Here is a 16,475-nt window from a genome sequence, read left to right as displayed (position 1 = left end):
TGGTGGAGAAGACGGCACCGCCCGCCTGTGGAACACGTCTGGCAAGCAGTTGGCTGTTCTCAAAGGGCATCAAGGTATGGTTATGAGTGCGGAGTTCAGTGCAGATGGTAAGCTCCTAGCCACTGGTGGAGAAGACGGCACCGCCCGCCTGTGGAACACGTCTGGCAAGCAGTTGGCTGTTCTCAAAGGGCATCAAGGTACGGTTATGAGTGCGGAGTTCAGTGCAGATGGCAAGCTCCTAGCCACTGGTGGAAAAGACGGCACCGCCCGCCTGTGGAAAATCGGAGGAATGGATGAACTCCTAGCAATGAACTGCGATTGGGTGCGCGACTATCTGAAGAACCCTGATGCCGACCTCACTGATACCGATCGCAATCTTTGTAAGGATATTAGCCCTCCTAGTAGTTCACCAAAAAAGTAGTGAGCGTCAGACCGAAACGAGGACACAAGTCTTCTGTTACGATCGCTCCCTAGCAACCTGAAAGCTGCACGGGAAAACTCCCGGCAGCCGTTCACTTAGGTGCGATCGCCCAGTTAACTCAATGCCTTCAACACATTCAACAGATTGGTAGCTATTGACGTTGCCGTTTGCAAGCTTTCGGGGCTGTCAATTGAAGCCTTTTGAGCAGTATTGACAAATTGCTCTAGTGATGCTATAAGCTGTGTCTGAGCCTGCTTGAGGCCACTTTCACCAGCAACTTGCTCTTGAGTTTCCTGAGCCAACCCCTGTGCCAGATTAGAAGGCAAATGCACAGTTTCAATCGTAGGGCGGGCGCTGGCATCTTTACTATAACTGACCACTAGCCGGACTGCTGGATCGCCAATAATCGCATAGTTGCGGGCGTCATTGTTAGCCGTCCACATCCCAGCCAAACTCTGATTATTGGGAACCGCACCAAACTTAATCTCTTCTAGCTCAGAGCTGAGGTCGGAGGAAATTTCGGCATAGCGCTCATCAAAATACTCCACTGCCGATCCTACTGGATGCCCTTCCAGCAGACGCTTCACGCTACTCTGAAAAACTGCTATCTGCCGTTTCTCCGCACTTGAACCGCGAATATCTGAACTAGAGAAAGAACAACCCCAAGCTCGATCGACATGACCAATGACAGCGAGGGCACCTCCCTTGGCATGACTCAGGAGTTTCTGCGGCAAGCGGGCAAGAAAGGGATACGGCGCAATATCCGGTCGTTCGGAAAGAAATTTAGAGTGACCGTCGAATTCATCCTTTTGGGGACAGCCAGCACCATAGCAGGCAAAGTGAAAAGCAATCATTCCTAAAAGCCGCGCTTGTTCGCCAATATCGTCCCCAGAAAAGTAAAAATCTTCCGGGATCGGCTTTCGTCCCCATTCGCGACCGGGCCAGTCTTGGCACAGCAGTGCGCCTTGGTGGGGCAACTGACGCGGATCGCCATTGGGAAAGCCCATGCCATGACTGGCAGTGAAAAGCAAACTAGGTGTTTCACTGCCTCCTAGCAATTGCCCCAAGCGGGCTTTGGTTGCTTCTTCTTTGAGAATCGTTTTCACATCCCAGTCGGAATGTTTCTCGGCAACCCATTCAGATAACGGCTGAATGAGGTCTTGAGTGCTGAGATTAGTGGCAGCGTCTCCTGGGTTGCACACACCGAAAAAGGCCGCGCTAGGGGATAGGGATAAATTGCCAGTTTCAGCTTCTACTACACTGTGAGCGTACTGCGCGTATTCCTGTAGCGTATCAAAGTAAATCCGACCCACTGCGTACTGAACGCTGAGCTGGGACTGAAAGCGATAGGGAATTGTTACTGGATCTCCAACAATCAGCAGGTAGTAGGGCATTTTGTCCGGATCGGCAGGACCTGAAGATACTCCCTGACGTGCCAAGAAATTCTTTTTTGACTCGTACTGATTTTTTGCCTTGTCGTAACGATAGCCTTGGGGACCTTTGTATTCCTTATAGTAATGCTCGTGCTGTTGAGTGGCTTGCTTTTTGCGATGGTCTAATAGCTCGCTGAGCGCCTCTCGAATTGCCGGATCGGCATCGTAAGCGAAGATTACCCCCCAACCTGTTTGTGCTAGGTTTTTGGGGTCTACTCCCTCTATAGGAGCAAAGTCAGGCTCTTCTTTTTGCCGCTTTTTTAGCTGGATATCTTCTAGATTGTCTGGATCGAATTCTTCGCCTTGGGCAATCTTAGATACTTGCTCGGCGCTCAATGGCGGTAGCAAATAATCACCGCTGGCGCCATTAATCCCATTGAAAAATAGCAAGTCTTCTTCGTTCATATTTTTGGTTCCTGGTTGGTTGGGCGAATAATCACAATTTGAGTTTTGAGTGAATCAGATAGAAACCCCACAAGCTTTTTTAACAGGGGCTTTCTGAGTTTCTATCCGTTCTCAAAGGCAAAAAAATGGGTCTAACTCTGGCGGTTAACTGGCATAAGCTGCCGACCACACAGCATGGGCGACTTCCGGCTTGGCAATGTCGCAATGGGCACCCATTATTGGCCCTCCCTGGTTCACATCACAAATAAATTTGCTGCTTTCCAGGTTGTAGATTTTGCCCGGTTTAAAATCATAAGAGGCATTCCAGGGGAGCATATTTGTGTTTTCCGCTGCCAGGTCGTCTCCCCCTAGACCAAAGCTGCCAATTCCGCCATATTTAGGCAACTGACCGGGGGCAAAGTCCACACTACTAAAGGCAGTCTTTCCAGCTAGGGGGTACATCCGGCCGACTGCATAGTCGAACTGCGAGTGAGTTGTAACGATCGCACCTGCGACTTTACCTTGAGCGATGATTGTATTAAAGTAACCGGGGCGATCGCGTTCGTATGAAATCTTTGAACAATAAGACCAGAGCGATACAGCGCCTTGTACCAACGCCAGAGAATTCACTGGGCGGACTAACGTACCCTTCCCTTGCGGACCGTTGAGCATGGAAGAGACAACAACGCATCCGAAACTGTGACCCATCAGGTGGAATCGCACCGTTTCAGCAGCGTTCTCTTGCAGTGTTTTTAACAAGTTGAAACCAGTGTTTTCACCGATTTTGCGAGCGCGTTCTTTCATTTTCCAATAAGACAGTACCCGCAGGGGGTTCAAAACCTTATCCCAGACTGAGCTGCTGTCGGTGCTGAAACTTACTGGTTCATCTATACTCGCTTCATAGATGGCTTCTGGATCGAAACCTTCCCAATCCGAACCCGGTGCCGCACCTTCACCTTCGCTACCCAAGTCAGCCTCTTGGTTCAACACTTGGTAGGCGTTGAGTACCTCTGGTGGCAAGCTATCAAGTGTGTTGTCTTCGCTCGCCGCCCGGAGAATTGTTTGCAGGGCTTGCCGTGCTGCTTCAGTGTTAGCAATGCGATCGGCATATTCATCTACTAACCCCTCAACTGGATCTTCGTCGTTCACGTCAAAGGACACCGAAGAATTTGTCAACTCTTCATCACCCCAAGGCTTGCTCGGCCAGTGCAGGCCAATCATTAAGGGACGAAATCCCGATCGCACCTGTTTGATTTTTTCAATATCGGCTGTTTGTTTAGCCATTGCGCCAATCCAGTCGTTGTACTGCTGTCGCGCTGCGGGGATGTCGCCCATCCACCCGTGGCTCATAAGGAATACATCTGTGATTGGCTCATTCGCTAGTGCACAGAAGATTTGTTCGCTCAGTTTCTTCCCATCAGCTTCATCGCGTTCGTTGCCATCCTTATCAAAGGCAATCAGATAGTAATTCAAGGAAGTATTAGGTACTTTTTCAATTGGCATGGCATTTACTCATTTAAGAAAAACTGACTGAACGGTTGGGTAAAGGAACCTGGTTTCTGAGGGTGGCGTTTTGTTTCTACTTCTGGGCCTATGTTATCAGGCAGCTATCTACTTTTGGTTGCGCTGCCTGAATCAATAAAGTAGAACTAAATATTGATACTTTGGGGAATTTGAGAAGGTAGCAAGAATTTGTAAGGCATGAGTCGGGAACGGTTTCTCTTGCTAATCTCCATTTCAATATCTCTTAGCTGATTTTGAAACGCGCCCAAATATGACATGACTTTGGCATCTTTAAAGTGTCCTTTGTTGTATTGACCTAGCTGCGTGTAATATACCGAACCAAGTAAATAATCTACCCCAATTTGGGTTTGGGAGCGGTCTAGGGAAGGTAGCATACTCATAAAGTTCCCTTGTTTCTCAGAACTTGTCGGTGCTGGGGAGTAGATGGCAAAAGGAAAAGCCGGCGTATAGCTCATTAATTCTGATTGAGGGAAATTTACTGCCGCGTGCTGAGCACTTGCAGTAAAAATGATACTAGAGACAGCATCAATTAAATAATTGAGTGTTTTAATCGCACCTGAAGCATCTTCTCCAAAATTCTTTAAGCGACCCCCTTGGTCGGAAACTAATTCCTGTGCCCAATTTTGTAAAGCTTTATCTTCGAGTAGTTGTTGGTCGCTAGTGTAGTAAATGCTTAAATAAGCACGAACCCAAGTATTAATAGCATCCCAAATCAGCCGTCCATCATCTCGATAAGGATAATCGGGTAACTGAGCGCTTTCGCCGACACCGTGACTTGTCAAGGTTTTGGGAAACATTACATCATTGAAGTTGTGCAGATAGCTTTTTGCTCCTTCAACCGCAAGAACTCGATCGTCCTCAATAGTGCTAGCTAGAAGCTCATCTACTTTTCCTCCATTAGCAATTAAGGTTTTATGAGCCCCATAATTGATTAATATAGTTCCTTCAAAGTGAGGATCTAGCAAAATTATTAATTTGTGATTTGCTGGCAATTTCCGCTTAGTAGCTAGTACAAAAGGTTCGATAAATAAATGAGTGCGACCTAAATGACTAACTAATTCGTGGTAGTTGCTATCCGCCATTTGAACAATGGTTTTAGCTACCATCCAGTTGTCGCCATCTAGCGGCGTAAATACTGGTGGATTTTCACTTACAGAAGGTTGCTGGCATTGAATAGCTACTGGTATTAGAGAGCGAGATGAACTACTAACTGGGGGAACCGCAAATAATGCTAAAGGCGCACAAGGGTATTTTTTGACGTTGTTGGGAAAACTCCCCTGTGCCATGTTTTTTAACATGGAATAATCAGCTTGATAAAGTCGGCCTTCTTGCAGAGCGGCTTCAAGGGAGTCGGAAAACTCAAACTTTTCGATTATTTGCTGATATTTTTCGTTGGTAATCTGCAAAGGTTTATTTTGTTCTGATAGCTGCTGGAGCATAAGTGGGTTTGGCCCCGCAACTCGCATATAGGCAAAAATTAAATCTTCTTGAAACCTTTGGCTAATCTGGGGTAAGCGGATATCTACAAATAATCTATTGTAATCGTCCAGGCTGGGAAAATCTTGAAATCCTCCTGTAGAAAAATCTACATTTGAACTTTGCTCACTTTCTAAGTCCAACAATTTTATGTTTTCTTTAATAATTTCCTTGAAGGCTAAATCCAGCGATTCTCCTGACGTATCTTCCAAGTCTGAGCCAACACTAAAGTCTAATGCATCTGAAGTTTCACTAGATTGGTAGGCATTAGCAAATTGCTCATCTATCTCTCTAAGCTGCTCATCAATTTCAGAACTTTCGGCCGATTCACTACCACCTACGCTGAAAGATACTCCCGCAGGAGAAACCTCTTGCGTAATTTGTTTGGCAGCCGAGGCTATTTTCCAAGCAATATTTGTCCAATCTTCTTTACTATCAGCGGTTTTGATTTCATGTTCGGTATCTTTTAATACTTGCACATTTTCATCAATGGATGAACTTTCTTCTGTGCTATTTCCCACACTAAAAGATGGGATGCCGTTGTCAAATTTCCGGGCTTTATTAGCATTTAAAGTTGTTATTTTTTGGACAACCAGCATTACCCATTCTTTACTGGGTAGCTCTTGGATTGGTATGTTGAGATTAATGACAGGCAATGAAGGCGAACTCGTCATAGCGAGGCTGGGAATATAATCATAATTATAATTATATTCCCCTGGACGAAGACGGGAAGCAAGCTTGACGAACTTATAAAGTGTTAATAGAGTATTGATTAGGGTGGTTTTGTCCGAATGAGAATTTTGCGTTTCCGAAGATAAAGGCATATGCCCTCCTGTAGTTGTGAAAGATTTATTTAGCGAGTAAGCTTAAGCTTACCATATCGTTTCAGCCTTAGCATAACTTTCTGTACGGTTGCTCATATCACTCCGTGATATTGGAGTGCGCTTTGGTAAGAGGCTTGAGCATCATCAAAGCGATTTTGTCGAACTAACGCATTACCTAGCTGAAAATTGCTGATCTTCTCATTATCTGGCTTAATTGTCAATGCCAGATGGTAAAATTGGATGTCGTCGGGGTTGGATGCGATACGAGAGCGATAGGAGTTCATCACTCGCTCTATTCCCTGAGTGTGTTGGAGATACAGCACTTCCGGATGTATGAGGTACAGTAGCAGCAATTAGTAAACCAGTTTTTAAGATGTTTCGGATTAATTAAGTCAAGAGCCACAGCAATTATGGTGTCAACCATTTTAGTGGTGGTTGGTGAAAACTGGATCAATAAAGATTTGAGTTGCGACCACCATAATTCAATTGGATTAAAATCAGGAGAGTATGGGGACAAACACATGGGGGGGGTGACAAAGAGGCCTAGGAGATAGACCGAATCAGGGTTGCAGCCCGCATACCTTGTTGATAAAAGCGACGTTTATTTAGAGTTAACGTAACTATTTAGAGACCCATCGCTGCCGAATAGTCAACTACCAATACTATAAAGAAGAGTCCATAAGTTCGATTGGTTCGGGAACAGTTGAATCAATTATTAAACGAATTGGGTTCTGGGTGAAAATATCAGGAGCGCAATGGAAAATTGAGAGCGTTCCCTCTATCCTTTCTCTTCACTGTGCTTATCTCAACGGTCAACTTTCAATTTGATGTATTTGCCAAACTGAGATGCACCAGTTCTGGCGATTCTTTTTCTATTTTTAAATATTCGGCTATTTTTATTTTAAACGCTGTTCTTTTTTCGGGATTTCTCTTCGACTCTAGGCTAGGGCTTGCTGGATAAGTGCAGAAAGGTTACACGGCGCGGTTATACGATCGCGGGATCGAGAGTAAAGTCGCCGTGATAAACAGGTAAAATAGGCAAAACCCATGCATCACCACCTGCGATCGTGTACAGAAAAGCTGAGCTTGCCCCAAGCCCCTCATCCGAGTTTGAACTGCCCTTCGGAGGAAGGTTGTCTGCTGAAAACCGTTGGGTAAAAATGGCTCAACTAATTCCGTGGTCAGAATTTGAGTCAGAATATGCCCAAAACTTTCCCACCCAAAAGGGGGCACCAGCCAAATCATTTCGGATGGCATTGGGGGCATTAATTATTAAAGAAAAATTAGGAATTAGCGATCGGGAAACAGTAGAACAGATCCGGGAAAACCCCTATCTACAATACTTCATCGGTCAATCAAGCTACAGCAACGAACTCGCATTTGACCCATCTTTATTAGTGCACTTTCGCCAAAGAATTAGTTCCACCCTAATTAATAAAGTGAACGAACGCAGGGTCGAAAAAATGCGAGAAATTACCCCAATCCAACCCGAAAAAAAAAGGATTCGGACGCCAAAAATGAGTCAACCAATCGCGGTAAACTAATCGTAGATGCAACCTGCGCTCCCGCCGACATTACCTATCCGACCGACTTAGGACTATTAAACAGAACCCGAGTTCATACAGAAAAAATCCTAGACATCCTGTATAAACAAATCAAAGAAAAAATCCCTAAAAAACCAAGAACCTACCGTAATCTAGCAAGAAAAGACTACTTAGCAGTAGCCAAACAAAAACGACCCAGCCGCAACAAAAGAAGACAGGCAATTAAAAAACAACTTCAATACATCAAAAGAAACTTAGCTCATATTGAACAGCTAATTGATGCGGCTGCGACTCTAGAAGCTTTGAACAAAAAGCAATATAAAACCTTGCTAGTCCTCACATAAGTCTATCGCCAACAGCTCTGGCTATTTGAAAATAAAAAACAGAGATAGAAGATAGAATAGTAAGTTTAAGTCAACCCCATATTCGTCCTATAGTCAGAGGAAAAGCAGGGAAAAATGTAGAGTTTGGAGCTAAACTATCAGCGAGCTGTTTTGAAGGATATGTATTCTTAGACCGAATAAGTTGGGATAATTTCAACGAATCAGGAGACTTGAAAGCACAAGTAGAAGCTTATTATAGCTTCACAGGATATTATCCAGAGTCCGTTCATGCCGATCGCATTTACCGTACAAGAGAGAACCGAGCTTGGTGTAAAGAAAAAGGCATTAGAATCAGTGGACCCCCCCTAGGAAGACCTCCAGCAAATGTGAGTAAAGAAAAAAAGAAGCAAGCTAAGGAAGATGAGAAGATTCGTCAGGCAATTGAGGGAAAATTTGGGGCTTGCGTAAACGAAGGTTTAGCCTGAATCTGGTAATGACAAAATTTGAGAATACCTCTGGTACAGCTATTGCTATCACTTTTTTAGTAATGAACCTTTCTACCTGGTGGCGCCGGGTTTTTTGTGTGTTTTTAAGCGGTTCGGGGCAAACAATGCCTGTTTTTGGGCTTAACATAATTTGCGCTTATATTTCACTCAAAATGAGGCCGGAAAAACTCATCTTTAACTCTGGTTGAATAATCGATCACTCCCGATCGCCAAAAAGCGCTCAATTATTCAGCAAGCCCTACATAGAGTAGGAGGTTCGCTCAAACGACTGAGGAGAGCGAAGAACCAACTGTGGCAAGGAGCAACAGTTGAAGCTATAGCTGAGTTTATAGGAGTTAGAGCTAAAGAAAGTAAAAATTTCCAGAATTATCTCCGAAAACATCAGTCAAGAATCCCAGATTACCAGAATTATCAACAGCAGGGTATTGATATTGGTTCGGGAGCTGTAGAGTCTTTAATTAAACAGATTGGAGCAAGAATTAAGATTGTAGGTGCACAGTGGAACGAAAAAAATGTGCCTCAAATTTTAAGACTGAGATGTGCATATTTAAACAACGACATCAAGCTCGGTATTTCTGCTTAGTTAAAAAGCGGGATGCTCCCAACTAATAACAACTGCTGGACGTTTTTTATTGGTAGTTTGATCGGTAAAAGGAAACGGAACTAAAACCACATCACCAAAATTATAACTCATCATACTCCGCGTCCTCTGGGTTATCCCAAATTTTAGCAAAAGCTGCTTCTGAGAGTTTAGTTGCAGTATAAACGAGCCGACGATCTTCACTTCGCGTTGAAAGGAAATCGATAAAATCTTCTAATACCGTAATTTTATCGGGCGGTAAAGTACGGATTTTTTCCATCAGCTTTGTTTCCTGGTTTGGGGCGACACTCATGTTATCTCTCACTTCTTAATGTTAAATCAGCATATATTGTAAAAATACTAGGAAACTCCCTGAAGTTATTTGGCTCACAAACTGTTTATAGTCACCACTATTTATATGATAACATACATTCGTAGATAGTGCCAAAAAACTAGCAAGTATTAATAACACCATATTCACTCCAAAACTATGAAAAAAATCATCATTGGCATCATGGGCCCTGGCGAGAGTGCCACATCCACCGACTTAGAAAACGCCTATCAACTCGGACAACTCATCGCCGAAGCAGGGTGGATATTGCTAACTGGTGGCAGAAATGTCGGCGTCATGGATGCCGCTAACAAAGGAGCAAAATCAGCTAACGGTTTAACAGTCGGCATCCTTCCGGGAAATGACACTCGCGGCATTTCTGAATCTGTAGATATTGCCATTGTCACCGATATGGGAAACGCCAGAAATAACATTAACGTTCTTTCTTCAGATGTAATAATTGCCTGCGGTATGGGGACGGGCACTGCTTCGGAAATCGCCCTCGCTCTGAAAGCTAACAAACAAGTTATATTGTTAAATCACAGCGCCGAAAGTCAACTTTTTTTTAAACGTTTAGCACAATTTAACATTTTTGTGGTAAACAATCCTGTAGAGGCTATGAATCAAGCTCGCGAAATCCTAGTAAATTCAAGATGACATCCAAGATGAGAGTAAGCAAATTCAACTTTGGTGCGATCGCACTTTTCCTGACTTTGGGGATTTTCGTCACTACCAAAGCAGACGGAAGAATTGCACAGTTCAGTTTTAGCAACAAATCCACTCAAAAATTAGCACAAACCCTCCCTCCTCCTCCCCCTTTCGCACAGCCTGTTACCGAACAAGAAGCGCCACCTATTCGCAGCGAATCCGTGCCGGAACAAATAGCTTTAGCAACCCATTTGCAGACCATCAAAGCTAGAATGTACGGTGCTTACTGGTGTCCTCACTGTCACACGCAACAAGAACTTTTCGGCAAAGAAGCATTTACCGCAATTACTTACATTGAGTGCGATCCCAGAGGCAAAGATGCTCAACCGGATTTGTGCAAAGCTGCCAATATTAAAGCTTATCCCACTTGGGAAATTCGGGGGAAATATTACACGGGGCGGCAATCTTTGGAAAAACTGGCTATTTTATCCGGTTATAAAGGCAGCAGCAATTTTCTGCCACCGGTTCCCTCTCCTTAAAAATATCTAAATTAGTTCACACTTGCACTCGCCCACTAAGAAACCGGGTTTTTGAACCGAGATTGACTGTTTTCAGCAATTATTTTGGTAAAAAACCCGGTTTTTCGCCACCCGTGCGTGCAAGAGTATAAATGTAGGGTACCCACGGCGCACCTAAAATTATGATTTTTATGAATCCAACTTCTGAATAATCTGAATTGACATCACAGCGAGCTGGTTATTTAATGGTAATTAGGCGGACAGATATATGTCAATTTCAGACTAGCAGTTATTCAGGAGACTGAAGCGATGCAGTTACAATTTAGCAATAAACAAATAATCTGGATCAGTTTGCTATGCTTTTCGGCAATTGCATTTCCCGTAACGAGCCAAGCTATAACAGTACAAGAAGTACCGAATCCCCGTCAAGTAAATAACACTTGGGTAACGGACAAGGCAAACATTCTCAGCAACAGCACCGAAATTCAGCTCAATCAAATGATTTCGGATTTAGAGGCGAAAAACGGCTCAGAAATCGCTGTTGTGACAGTGACTGGTACTAAACCATCGGCGACACCAAAAGCATTTGCTACAGAACTATTTAACTTTTGGGGTATTGGCAAGAAAGGTAAAAATAACGGAGTTTTATTGTTGATTTCTTCGGGGGAACGCCGCGTTCAAATTGAAACAGGTTCTGGCATTCAAAGCATTTTGCCGGATGCTAAAGCAGTGGGCATTATTGAAACCGAAATTACGCCCCGATTTAAACAGCAGGACTTTGACGGGGGCACATTAGCCGGGACAAAGGCGTTAGTAAATGTTTTACAAACTCCTATGGTAAATGCTCAATCTCAAATCACGCTGCCTTTGGCTCCGATCGTACCATCTCAAGCGCTGAAACCGTCACCAATACCTAGTCAATCGCCAGTTATTAGCAATAGTACATCCACAGGTGAAGATTCATCGAATCCAATCTATGACTTACTTGGGTTCTTATTCATAGCATTTATACCTTGCTTCATTATCTTCAGGATATTTGGCAGCTTATTTTCTGGGAAATCTCCTTTCCCCTCCCGCAGCCGTTATCAGGGTAATAACCGCAGTAACTACAGCAGTAGCAGTAGTGACTACAGCAGTAGCAGTAGCAGTAGCGACTCCGGGGGTAGCTTTGGCGGTGGCGAGTCTAGTGGTGGGGGTGGCGGTGGGGATTGGTAATTCGGGAAGCGAGGTAGAAACCGAGTTTTTTTAGCAGGAATTAGTCCCCCTCTGCGGGTAAGAAAGTTTGTATAGTTGCGCTTTCAACCGCCGAATAATCGAGGAGTAGTTAACTAAAATACTCTTCAACAATTTTCAAAATCCGCGAGGAGGCCAAACCGTCCCCAAAGGGATTAATTGCCATTGCCATTGCGTTGTATGCTTCCGCATTGCTCAGCAATTCTGCCGCTGCTGCTGTAATTATATCAGAATTAGTACCAACCAGTTTAGCAGTACCCGCAGAAATTGCCTCTGGTCTTTCTGTGGTTTCTCGTAATACTAAAACTGGCTTGCCCAAACTAGGTGCTTCTTCTTGCAAGCCACCCGAATCTGTGAGGATTAAATGACATCTCTGAATTGCTCCTACTAATTCTGCGTAATCTAAAGGTTCAGTTAAAAAGACTCTCGGATGGTCGCCCAAAAGAGCTTTTAAAGGTTCTCTAACAGTGGGATTTCGGTGCAGGGGTAGTAGTAAAGCTGTATCGGGAAATTTATCTAAGATTTGGAGAAAAGCCCGCGCAATTCCTTGTAAGGGTTCTCCCCAATTTTCGCGGCGGTGAACTGTTGCTAAGATAGTGCGATATTTGCTCCAATCTAAGTTAGGTATGTTGCATTCTGGTTCGCGTTTGGCGACAGAAAGCAAAGCATCGATTACTGTATTGCCTGTACGGTGAATTTCTCCCAAAACGCCCGATCGCCCTAAATTCTCTACAGCCAGCGCTGTCGGGGCAAAATGCAGCCGTGTGAGCTGAGATATCAACCGTCGGTTAGCCTCTTCAGGGTAAGGATTGAACACGTCGTCTGTCCGCAATCCGGCTTCTACGTGACCTACGGGTATTTTCTGGTAAAATGCAGCCAAAGTAGCGGCAAACGCAGTCGTTGTATCGCCCTGAACTAAGACGATTTGGGGCTGCAATTCTTTAAACAATGCTTCCAAACCCTGCAAACTCCGGGATGTAATATCCGTCAAGGTTTGCTGGTGCTGCATAATTGCTAAATCCCGATCGGCTTTTAGATCGAACATTCGCATTACTTGCTCGACCATTTCTCGGTGCTGACCGGTTAAAATTACTTGGGTGTCAAAGGTTGGAGAACTTTTGAAGAGTTGAATTACTGGGGCTAGTTTAATCGCTTCTGGGCGAGTTCCTAAGACGATGCAAACGCGGTGTGTGGCTTCGGACATGGTAAAATTGGGTAGTTGAGATTTGCGAGGCTCTTAAAGGCTGAAGATTTTAGAGCTGGTTTGAATCGTTGGTTAACAAGATTTATTTTTTTATGAACCGCAGAGGGCGCAGAGGGCGCAGAGGAGAGAAGAGAGAGAGAAAGTGGTTTGACGTTGGGTGGGGGCGGGTTTTTGAGATTGTGAGTTTTAGCCAATTATTGTCGGTGAAACCCGCCCCTACAAATTTATTGACATTAGTACATTCTTATTTTTTAATTTGTCATGCCCTATCGGTACATTTTATTTTACAAACCCTATGATGTTTTAACTCAATTCACTGACAATTCAGGGGAAGTTAAACGCAGAACCCTGAAAGATTATATTCCTATTCCTAACATTTATGCAGTAGGAAGGCTCGATCGCGATAGTGAAGGTTTGTTGCTGCTAACCGATGATGGACAAATGCAGCACCGCCTCAGTGACCCGAAATTCGCTCACCCCCGCACTTACTGGGTGCAGGTGGAACGAATTCCTGATGCAAGTGCGATCGCCGCTTTGCAGACAGGTGTCACAATTCAAGATTATCGGACTCGATCGGCAAAAGTGCAATTATTGTTAGAAGAACCCGCTTTGCCGCCCCGCGAACCGCCGATTCGATTTCGCAAAAACGTGCCGACAGCTTGGCTGGAAATGACTCTCACAGAAGGCCGCAACCGCCAAGTCCGCCGGATGACCGCAGCAGTAGGGTTTCCGACGCTGCGGCTGGTCAGATGTGCGATCGGGCATTTGCGTCTCGAAGGCCTCAAACCCGGTGAATGGCGCGAACTAACTCAAGCCGATTTTAGATTTTAGATTTTGGATTTTGGATTGGAGAATTACAGTCAACCGTCTTGACATTTAGGACATTCTTGATAGCTGAAACTATTACTGCGGCTGCATTTCCCTTCTTCCTTCTTCCTGATATCCGTTACATCCGTTACATCCGTTACACAATCCGTTGCCGAACTTCCTTCTTCCTTCTGCTTACTTTCGAGGGGGCAAAATAAAACTCTCGTTTCCATCCCGATCTTTTTGCACCTGAGCTCCCAACTTGACAAGAGCTTGTCTCGCCCTTTGACGCACCAGCTTATCAGTTGTTTGAGCATAAACCGTGCTCCAAGCATTAAACCGCACCGGCACGCTATCGGGATCTCGGCGCAAAAACTCAGCAGTTGCTCGAAACCTCGGCGCCAATTGTGGCCCTTCCGGGCTTCCTTCCACCCAATCCGCAGCCATTTCGTGGGAGCGAATTGACTCGGGAATATCCCCCAACAGCAGCAACTCATCAATACCTTTAGTTCGCCACACTATCCACGATTGGGAATGAAGTTGCGGCGAAAGGGCAAGGGCCCTAGTACCACGCTCTATAAAGTTAACAGCAGTTTCAGGGTTTCCTTGATAAAAAGAAATAGCTGTGGAGAGAAACAGGTAGATGTCAGCCCACCGCGGGTCGCGCTGCGTAACTATGTCAAAATAATCTTGGCTCAGATTGTAGCCCGTCACATCTCGCGCTTCGTCGTCGCCAAAATACTGCAAAAATTTGAGAAATGTCCAATCTGCAATTAAATTATCAAATCCAAAACTAGGGATAGTTTTGAGCATTCTCAGCCGCAGGGCTTCTTGCTGCGCTTCTTGCTGTGCGGCTTGCTTGAAACTGGCAGCAGACATTCCAGAGGGCGGGTTTTGCCCCTGAACGCCAACTGGGGACATTCCGCCTAACTGCCCGCTAGACTGCATGGCGACGACCCCCGCCAGCGCTGCTAGACCGATAACTCCATTAATGAGCAGGCTCAACCACTTACGCGAAAATTGTTCGATTTTAGCTTCCACGGCACTTTATAAATCCAAGTTTTAAATTAAGTTTATTGAAAGAGAGTAATAATTGGTTGGCGATCGACTATGAATCTCGTTAGACTGTCCAAAGGGATGGTGGAGCCTCCACACAATAGTTTAAGTAGTAGTGTGAGATTTTTTAGCAATATAAAATCTCAAATCAAAAATCTAAAATCGAATTGAGCCAAATTCAATGAATCAAGCCCGCAAACGCTTTTCTAAGTTACAGGCAGCCCTGTTCAGTGGGGCGATGGCAACAACCGCTTCGATATCTTTACTCGTTCCCGGCCTGAGCCAATCAGTCCGCGCCGAACTTCAAGATAGCCCCAAAGCTGTCTTAGATGAAGCTTGGCAAATTGTGAACCGAGACTATGTTGATGGCAGCTTTAACAAGATTGACTGGCAAGTAACCCGCCAAGAACTGCTGAGCAAAAATTATACCTCTCGCGAAGCTGCCTACACGGCCCTCCGCAAAGCCCTAGAGAAATTAAACGACCCCTACACCCGCTTCATGGACCCGAAGCAGTACGAAGCGCTGACGAATCAAACCTCTGGGGAACTGACAGGGGTGGGGATGAGGCTGGAAGAAGACGAGAAAACGAGAGCGATTAGGGTAGTCGAGCCGATGGAAAATTCCCCGGCCCTGAAGGCAGGGATTCTAGCGGGCGATACGATTTTGGTGATTGACGGCAAAACTACCAAAGGCATGACTGTCTCGGATGCGGCTCAGATAATTCGGGGCGATGAAGGCACGAAAGTCACGCTGCGGATTGCTCGTGAGGGCAAAAGCGAATTTGACATCACTCTGACTAGGGCGAGAATTGAGGTAGCCGCGGTTCGCTACAGCCTCAAGAATGAAGGGGGTCAGAATGTCGGTTACATCCGTTTGCAAGAGTTTAGCTCCCACGCGGGCGAACAAATGGAGGCGGCGATTAAAAAGCTCTCGGCTCAGAAAGCTGACGCTTTTGTTTTGGATTTGCGGGGGAATCCCGGCGGGTTGCTGCGAGTGAGCATTGATATCGCTCGGATGTGGATGGATACAGGGGCGATCGTCCGCACAGTCGATCGCACGGGCGATTCTCAGGAAATGAAGGCAAATCGCACTGCGCTCACTGACAAGCCTTTGGTGGTGCTCGTGGACGACAACTCGGCGAGCGCCAGCGAGATTTTGGCTGGTGCTCTGAAGGATAATAAGCGCGCAACTGTGATCGGCGGCCAAACTTTTGGCAAAGCTTTGGTGCAGTCGGTGCATTCTTTGGCTGATGGTTCGGGATTGGCGGTGACGATCGCTCACTACTATACTCCCAACGGTACGGATATCAGCCAGAAGGGGGTTACTCCCGATGTTAAAGTCGAAGTCACCGACGAACAAAAGCTGAAATTAGCTAACAAACCGATGTTGGTTGCGACTAAGGACGATCCTTGCTACGCGCAGGCGATCGCACTTTTGCGAACTACCGCTTCGTCTCCCCGTCCCGTTGCTGGTAATGAGGCTCTTGTTCCTCAGAAGTAGTTGAAATTAGCACTTATTAACAATTAGCTTTAAGATGAAACCCGCGCCGGCGGGTTTTGTTTTTATGATTATTGTTATGAGTTATTAAGGAATGAGAATTAAATAACTTCCACTCTTGAAAGTGGGATGGGCGTCCCGCCCGTCCAAAAAGGACGGGCGGGA

Annotated in this window: 15 protein-coding genes and 2 pseudogenes; 9 read left to right on the top strand and 8 right to left on the bottom strand. The window is 45.3% G+C overall.

Annotation, left to right across the window (positions count from 1 at the left end; translation table 11 throughout):
* Window positions 1–421 (top strand): WD40 repeat domain-containing protein (locus tag QUB26_RS26925; protein WP_445299642.1); only part of this gene is annotated, 421 nt, incomplete at its 5' end.
* A gap of 113 nt (window positions 422–534) precedes the next feature.
* On the opposite strand, the gene QUB26_RS26920 is transcribed toward QUB26_RS26925, so the two are convergent.
* From QUB26_RS26920 to QUB26_RS26905, 4 genes are all read right to left on the bottom strand, one after another.
* Window positions 535–2,259 (bottom strand): hypothetical protein, encoded by a 1,725-nt coding sequence (locus tag QUB26_RS26920; RefSeq protein WP_333320412.1) that lies wholly within the window; start codon window positions 2,257–2,259, stop codon window positions 535–537.
* A 144-nt stretch (window positions 2,260–2,403) separates the two neighbouring features.
* Complete coding sequence (locus QUB26_RS26915; protein ID WP_333320410.1) at window positions 2,404–3,741, bottom strand: hypothetical protein; 1,338 nt, start codon at window positions 3,739–3,741, stop codon at window positions 2,404–2,406.
* A 146-nt stretch (window positions 3,742–3,887) separates the two neighbouring features.
* Window positions 3,888–6,062, bottom strand: a complete 2,175-nt coding sequence (locus QUB26_RS26910; protein ID WP_333320408.1) for a lipoxygenase family protein — start codon at window positions 6,060–6,062, stop codon at window positions 3,888–3,890.
* A 92-nt stretch (window positions 6,063–6,154) separates the two neighbouring features.
* On the bottom strand, window positions 6,155–6,415 hold the full coding sequence (locus QUB26_RS26905; protein ID WP_333302944.1) for a hypothetical protein: 261 nt from the start codon (window positions 6,413–6,415) through the stop codon (window positions 6,155–6,157).
* 265 nt (window positions 6,416–6,680) lie between these two features.
* Between QUB26_RS26905 and QUB26_RS26900 the strand changes: the two are divergent.
* The 3 genes and pseudogenes from QUB26_RS26900 to QUB26_RS26890 all read left to right on the top strand — a co-directional run.
* Window positions 6,681–6,890: pseudogene (locus tag QUB26_RS26900) on the top strand (ISKra4 family transposase); the annotation flags it as partial.
* Window positions 6,891–7,129: 239 nt separating this feature from the next.
* Window positions 7,130–8,623: pseudogene (locus QUB26_RS26895) on the top strand (IS5 family transposase).
* A complete protein-coding gene (locus QUB26_RS26890; protein ID WP_333246286.1) occupies window positions 8,620–9,018 on the top strand; it encodes a hypothetical protein in 399 nt (132 codons plus the stop codon). The pseudogene QUB26_RS26895 and the gene QUB26_RS26890 overlap by 4 nt, the downstream one beginning before the upstream one ends.
* Before the next feature lie 100 nt (window positions 9,019–9,118).
* Here the strand turns inward: QUB26_RS26890 and QUB26_RS26885 are convergent, their stop codons facing one another.
* Window positions 9,119–9,295: a toxin-antitoxin system, antitoxin component, Xre family protein gene (locus QUB26_RS26885; protein WP_333291675.1), complete on the bottom strand. Its 177-nt coding sequence runs from the start codon at window positions 9,293–9,295 to the stop codon at window positions 9,119–9,121.
* Window positions 9,296–9,505: 210 nt separating this feature from the next.
* On the opposite strand from QUB26_RS26885, the gene QUB26_RS26880 reads away from it, so the two are divergent.
* The 3 genes from QUB26_RS26880 to QUB26_RS26870 all read left to right on the top strand — a co-directional run bounded on the left by QUB26_RS26880 (window position 9,506) and on the right by QUB26_RS26870 (window position 11,727).
* Window positions 9,506–10,003 (top strand): TIGR00725 family protein, encoded by a 498-nt coding sequence (locus QUB26_RS26880; RefSeq protein WP_333246282.1) that lies wholly within the window; start codon window positions 9,506–9,508, stop codon window positions 10,001–10,003.
* Window positions 10,000–10,533: a hypothetical protein gene (locus tag QUB26_RS26875; protein WP_333320406.1), complete on the top strand. Its 534-nt coding sequence runs from the start codon at window positions 10,000–10,002 to the stop codon at window positions 10,531–10,533. The genes QUB26_RS26880 and QUB26_RS26875 overlap by 4 nt, the downstream gene beginning before the upstream one ends.
* Window positions 10,534–10,821: 288 nt before the next feature.
* Entirely contained in the window at window positions 10,822–11,727 is a 906-nt protein-coding gene (locus QUB26_RS26870) for a TPM domain-containing protein (protein ID WP_333246279.1), read from the top strand.
* 109 nt (window positions 11,728–11,836) lie between these two features.
* On the opposite strand, the gene wecB is transcribed toward QUB26_RS26870, so the two are convergent.
* Window positions 11,837–12,949, bottom strand: coding sequence for a non-hydrolyzing UDP-N-acetylglucosamine 2-epimerase (gene wecB, locus QUB26_RS26865; RefSeq protein WP_333320404.1), 1,113 nt, complete (start codon window positions 12,947–12,949; stop codon window positions 11,837–11,839).
* Window positions 12,950–13,210: 261 nt separating this feature from the next.
* On the opposite strand from wecB, the gene QUB26_RS26860 reads away from it, so the two are divergent.
* Window positions 13,211–13,780 carry a pseudouridine synthase gene (locus QUB26_RS26860; RefSeq protein ID WP_333246275.1) on the top strand — a complete coding sequence of 190 codons (570 nt, stop codon included), beginning with the start codon at window positions 13,211–13,213 and terminating at the stop codon, window positions 13,778–13,780.
* A 29-nt stretch (window positions 13,781–13,809) separates the two neighbouring features.
* Here the strand turns inward: QUB26_RS26860 and QUB26_RS26855 are convergent, their stop codons facing one another.
* Together QUB26_RS26855 and QUB26_RS26850 are read right to left on the bottom strand one after the other, a co-directional pair.
* A complete protein-coding gene (locus QUB26_RS26855; protein WP_333234233.1) occupies window positions 13,810–13,989 on the bottom strand; it encodes a hypothetical protein in 180 nt (59 codons plus the stop codon).
* Window positions 13,952–14,797, bottom strand: a complete 846-nt coding sequence (locus QUB26_RS26850; protein WP_333320402.1) for a hypothetical protein — start codon at window positions 14,795–14,797, stop codon at window positions 13,952–13,954. Before QUB26_RS26850 ends, QUB26_RS26855 begins: the two co-directional genes overlap by 38 nt.
* A 196-nt stretch (window positions 14,798–14,993) precedes the next feature.
* On the opposite strand from QUB26_RS26850, the gene ctpB reads away from it, so the two are divergent.
* Window positions 14,994–16,313 carry a carboxyl-terminal processing protease CtpB gene (gene ctpB / locus QUB26_RS26845; protein WP_333246274.1) on the top strand — a complete coding sequence of 440 codons (1,320 nt, stop codon included), beginning with the start codon at window positions 14,994–14,996 and terminating at the stop codon, window positions 16,311–16,313.
* Window positions 16,314–16,475 lie beyond the last annotated feature (162 nt).

Source organism: Microcoleus sp. B4-C1 (genome assembly GCF_036705285.1).
Classification (GTDB): domain Bacteria; phylum Cyanobacteriota; class Cyanobacteriia; order Cyanobacteriales; family Microcoleaceae; genus Microcoleus.
Note: the sequence above shows the minus strand (reverse complement) of the source record. Positions and strands in the feature narration are given on the sequence as shown.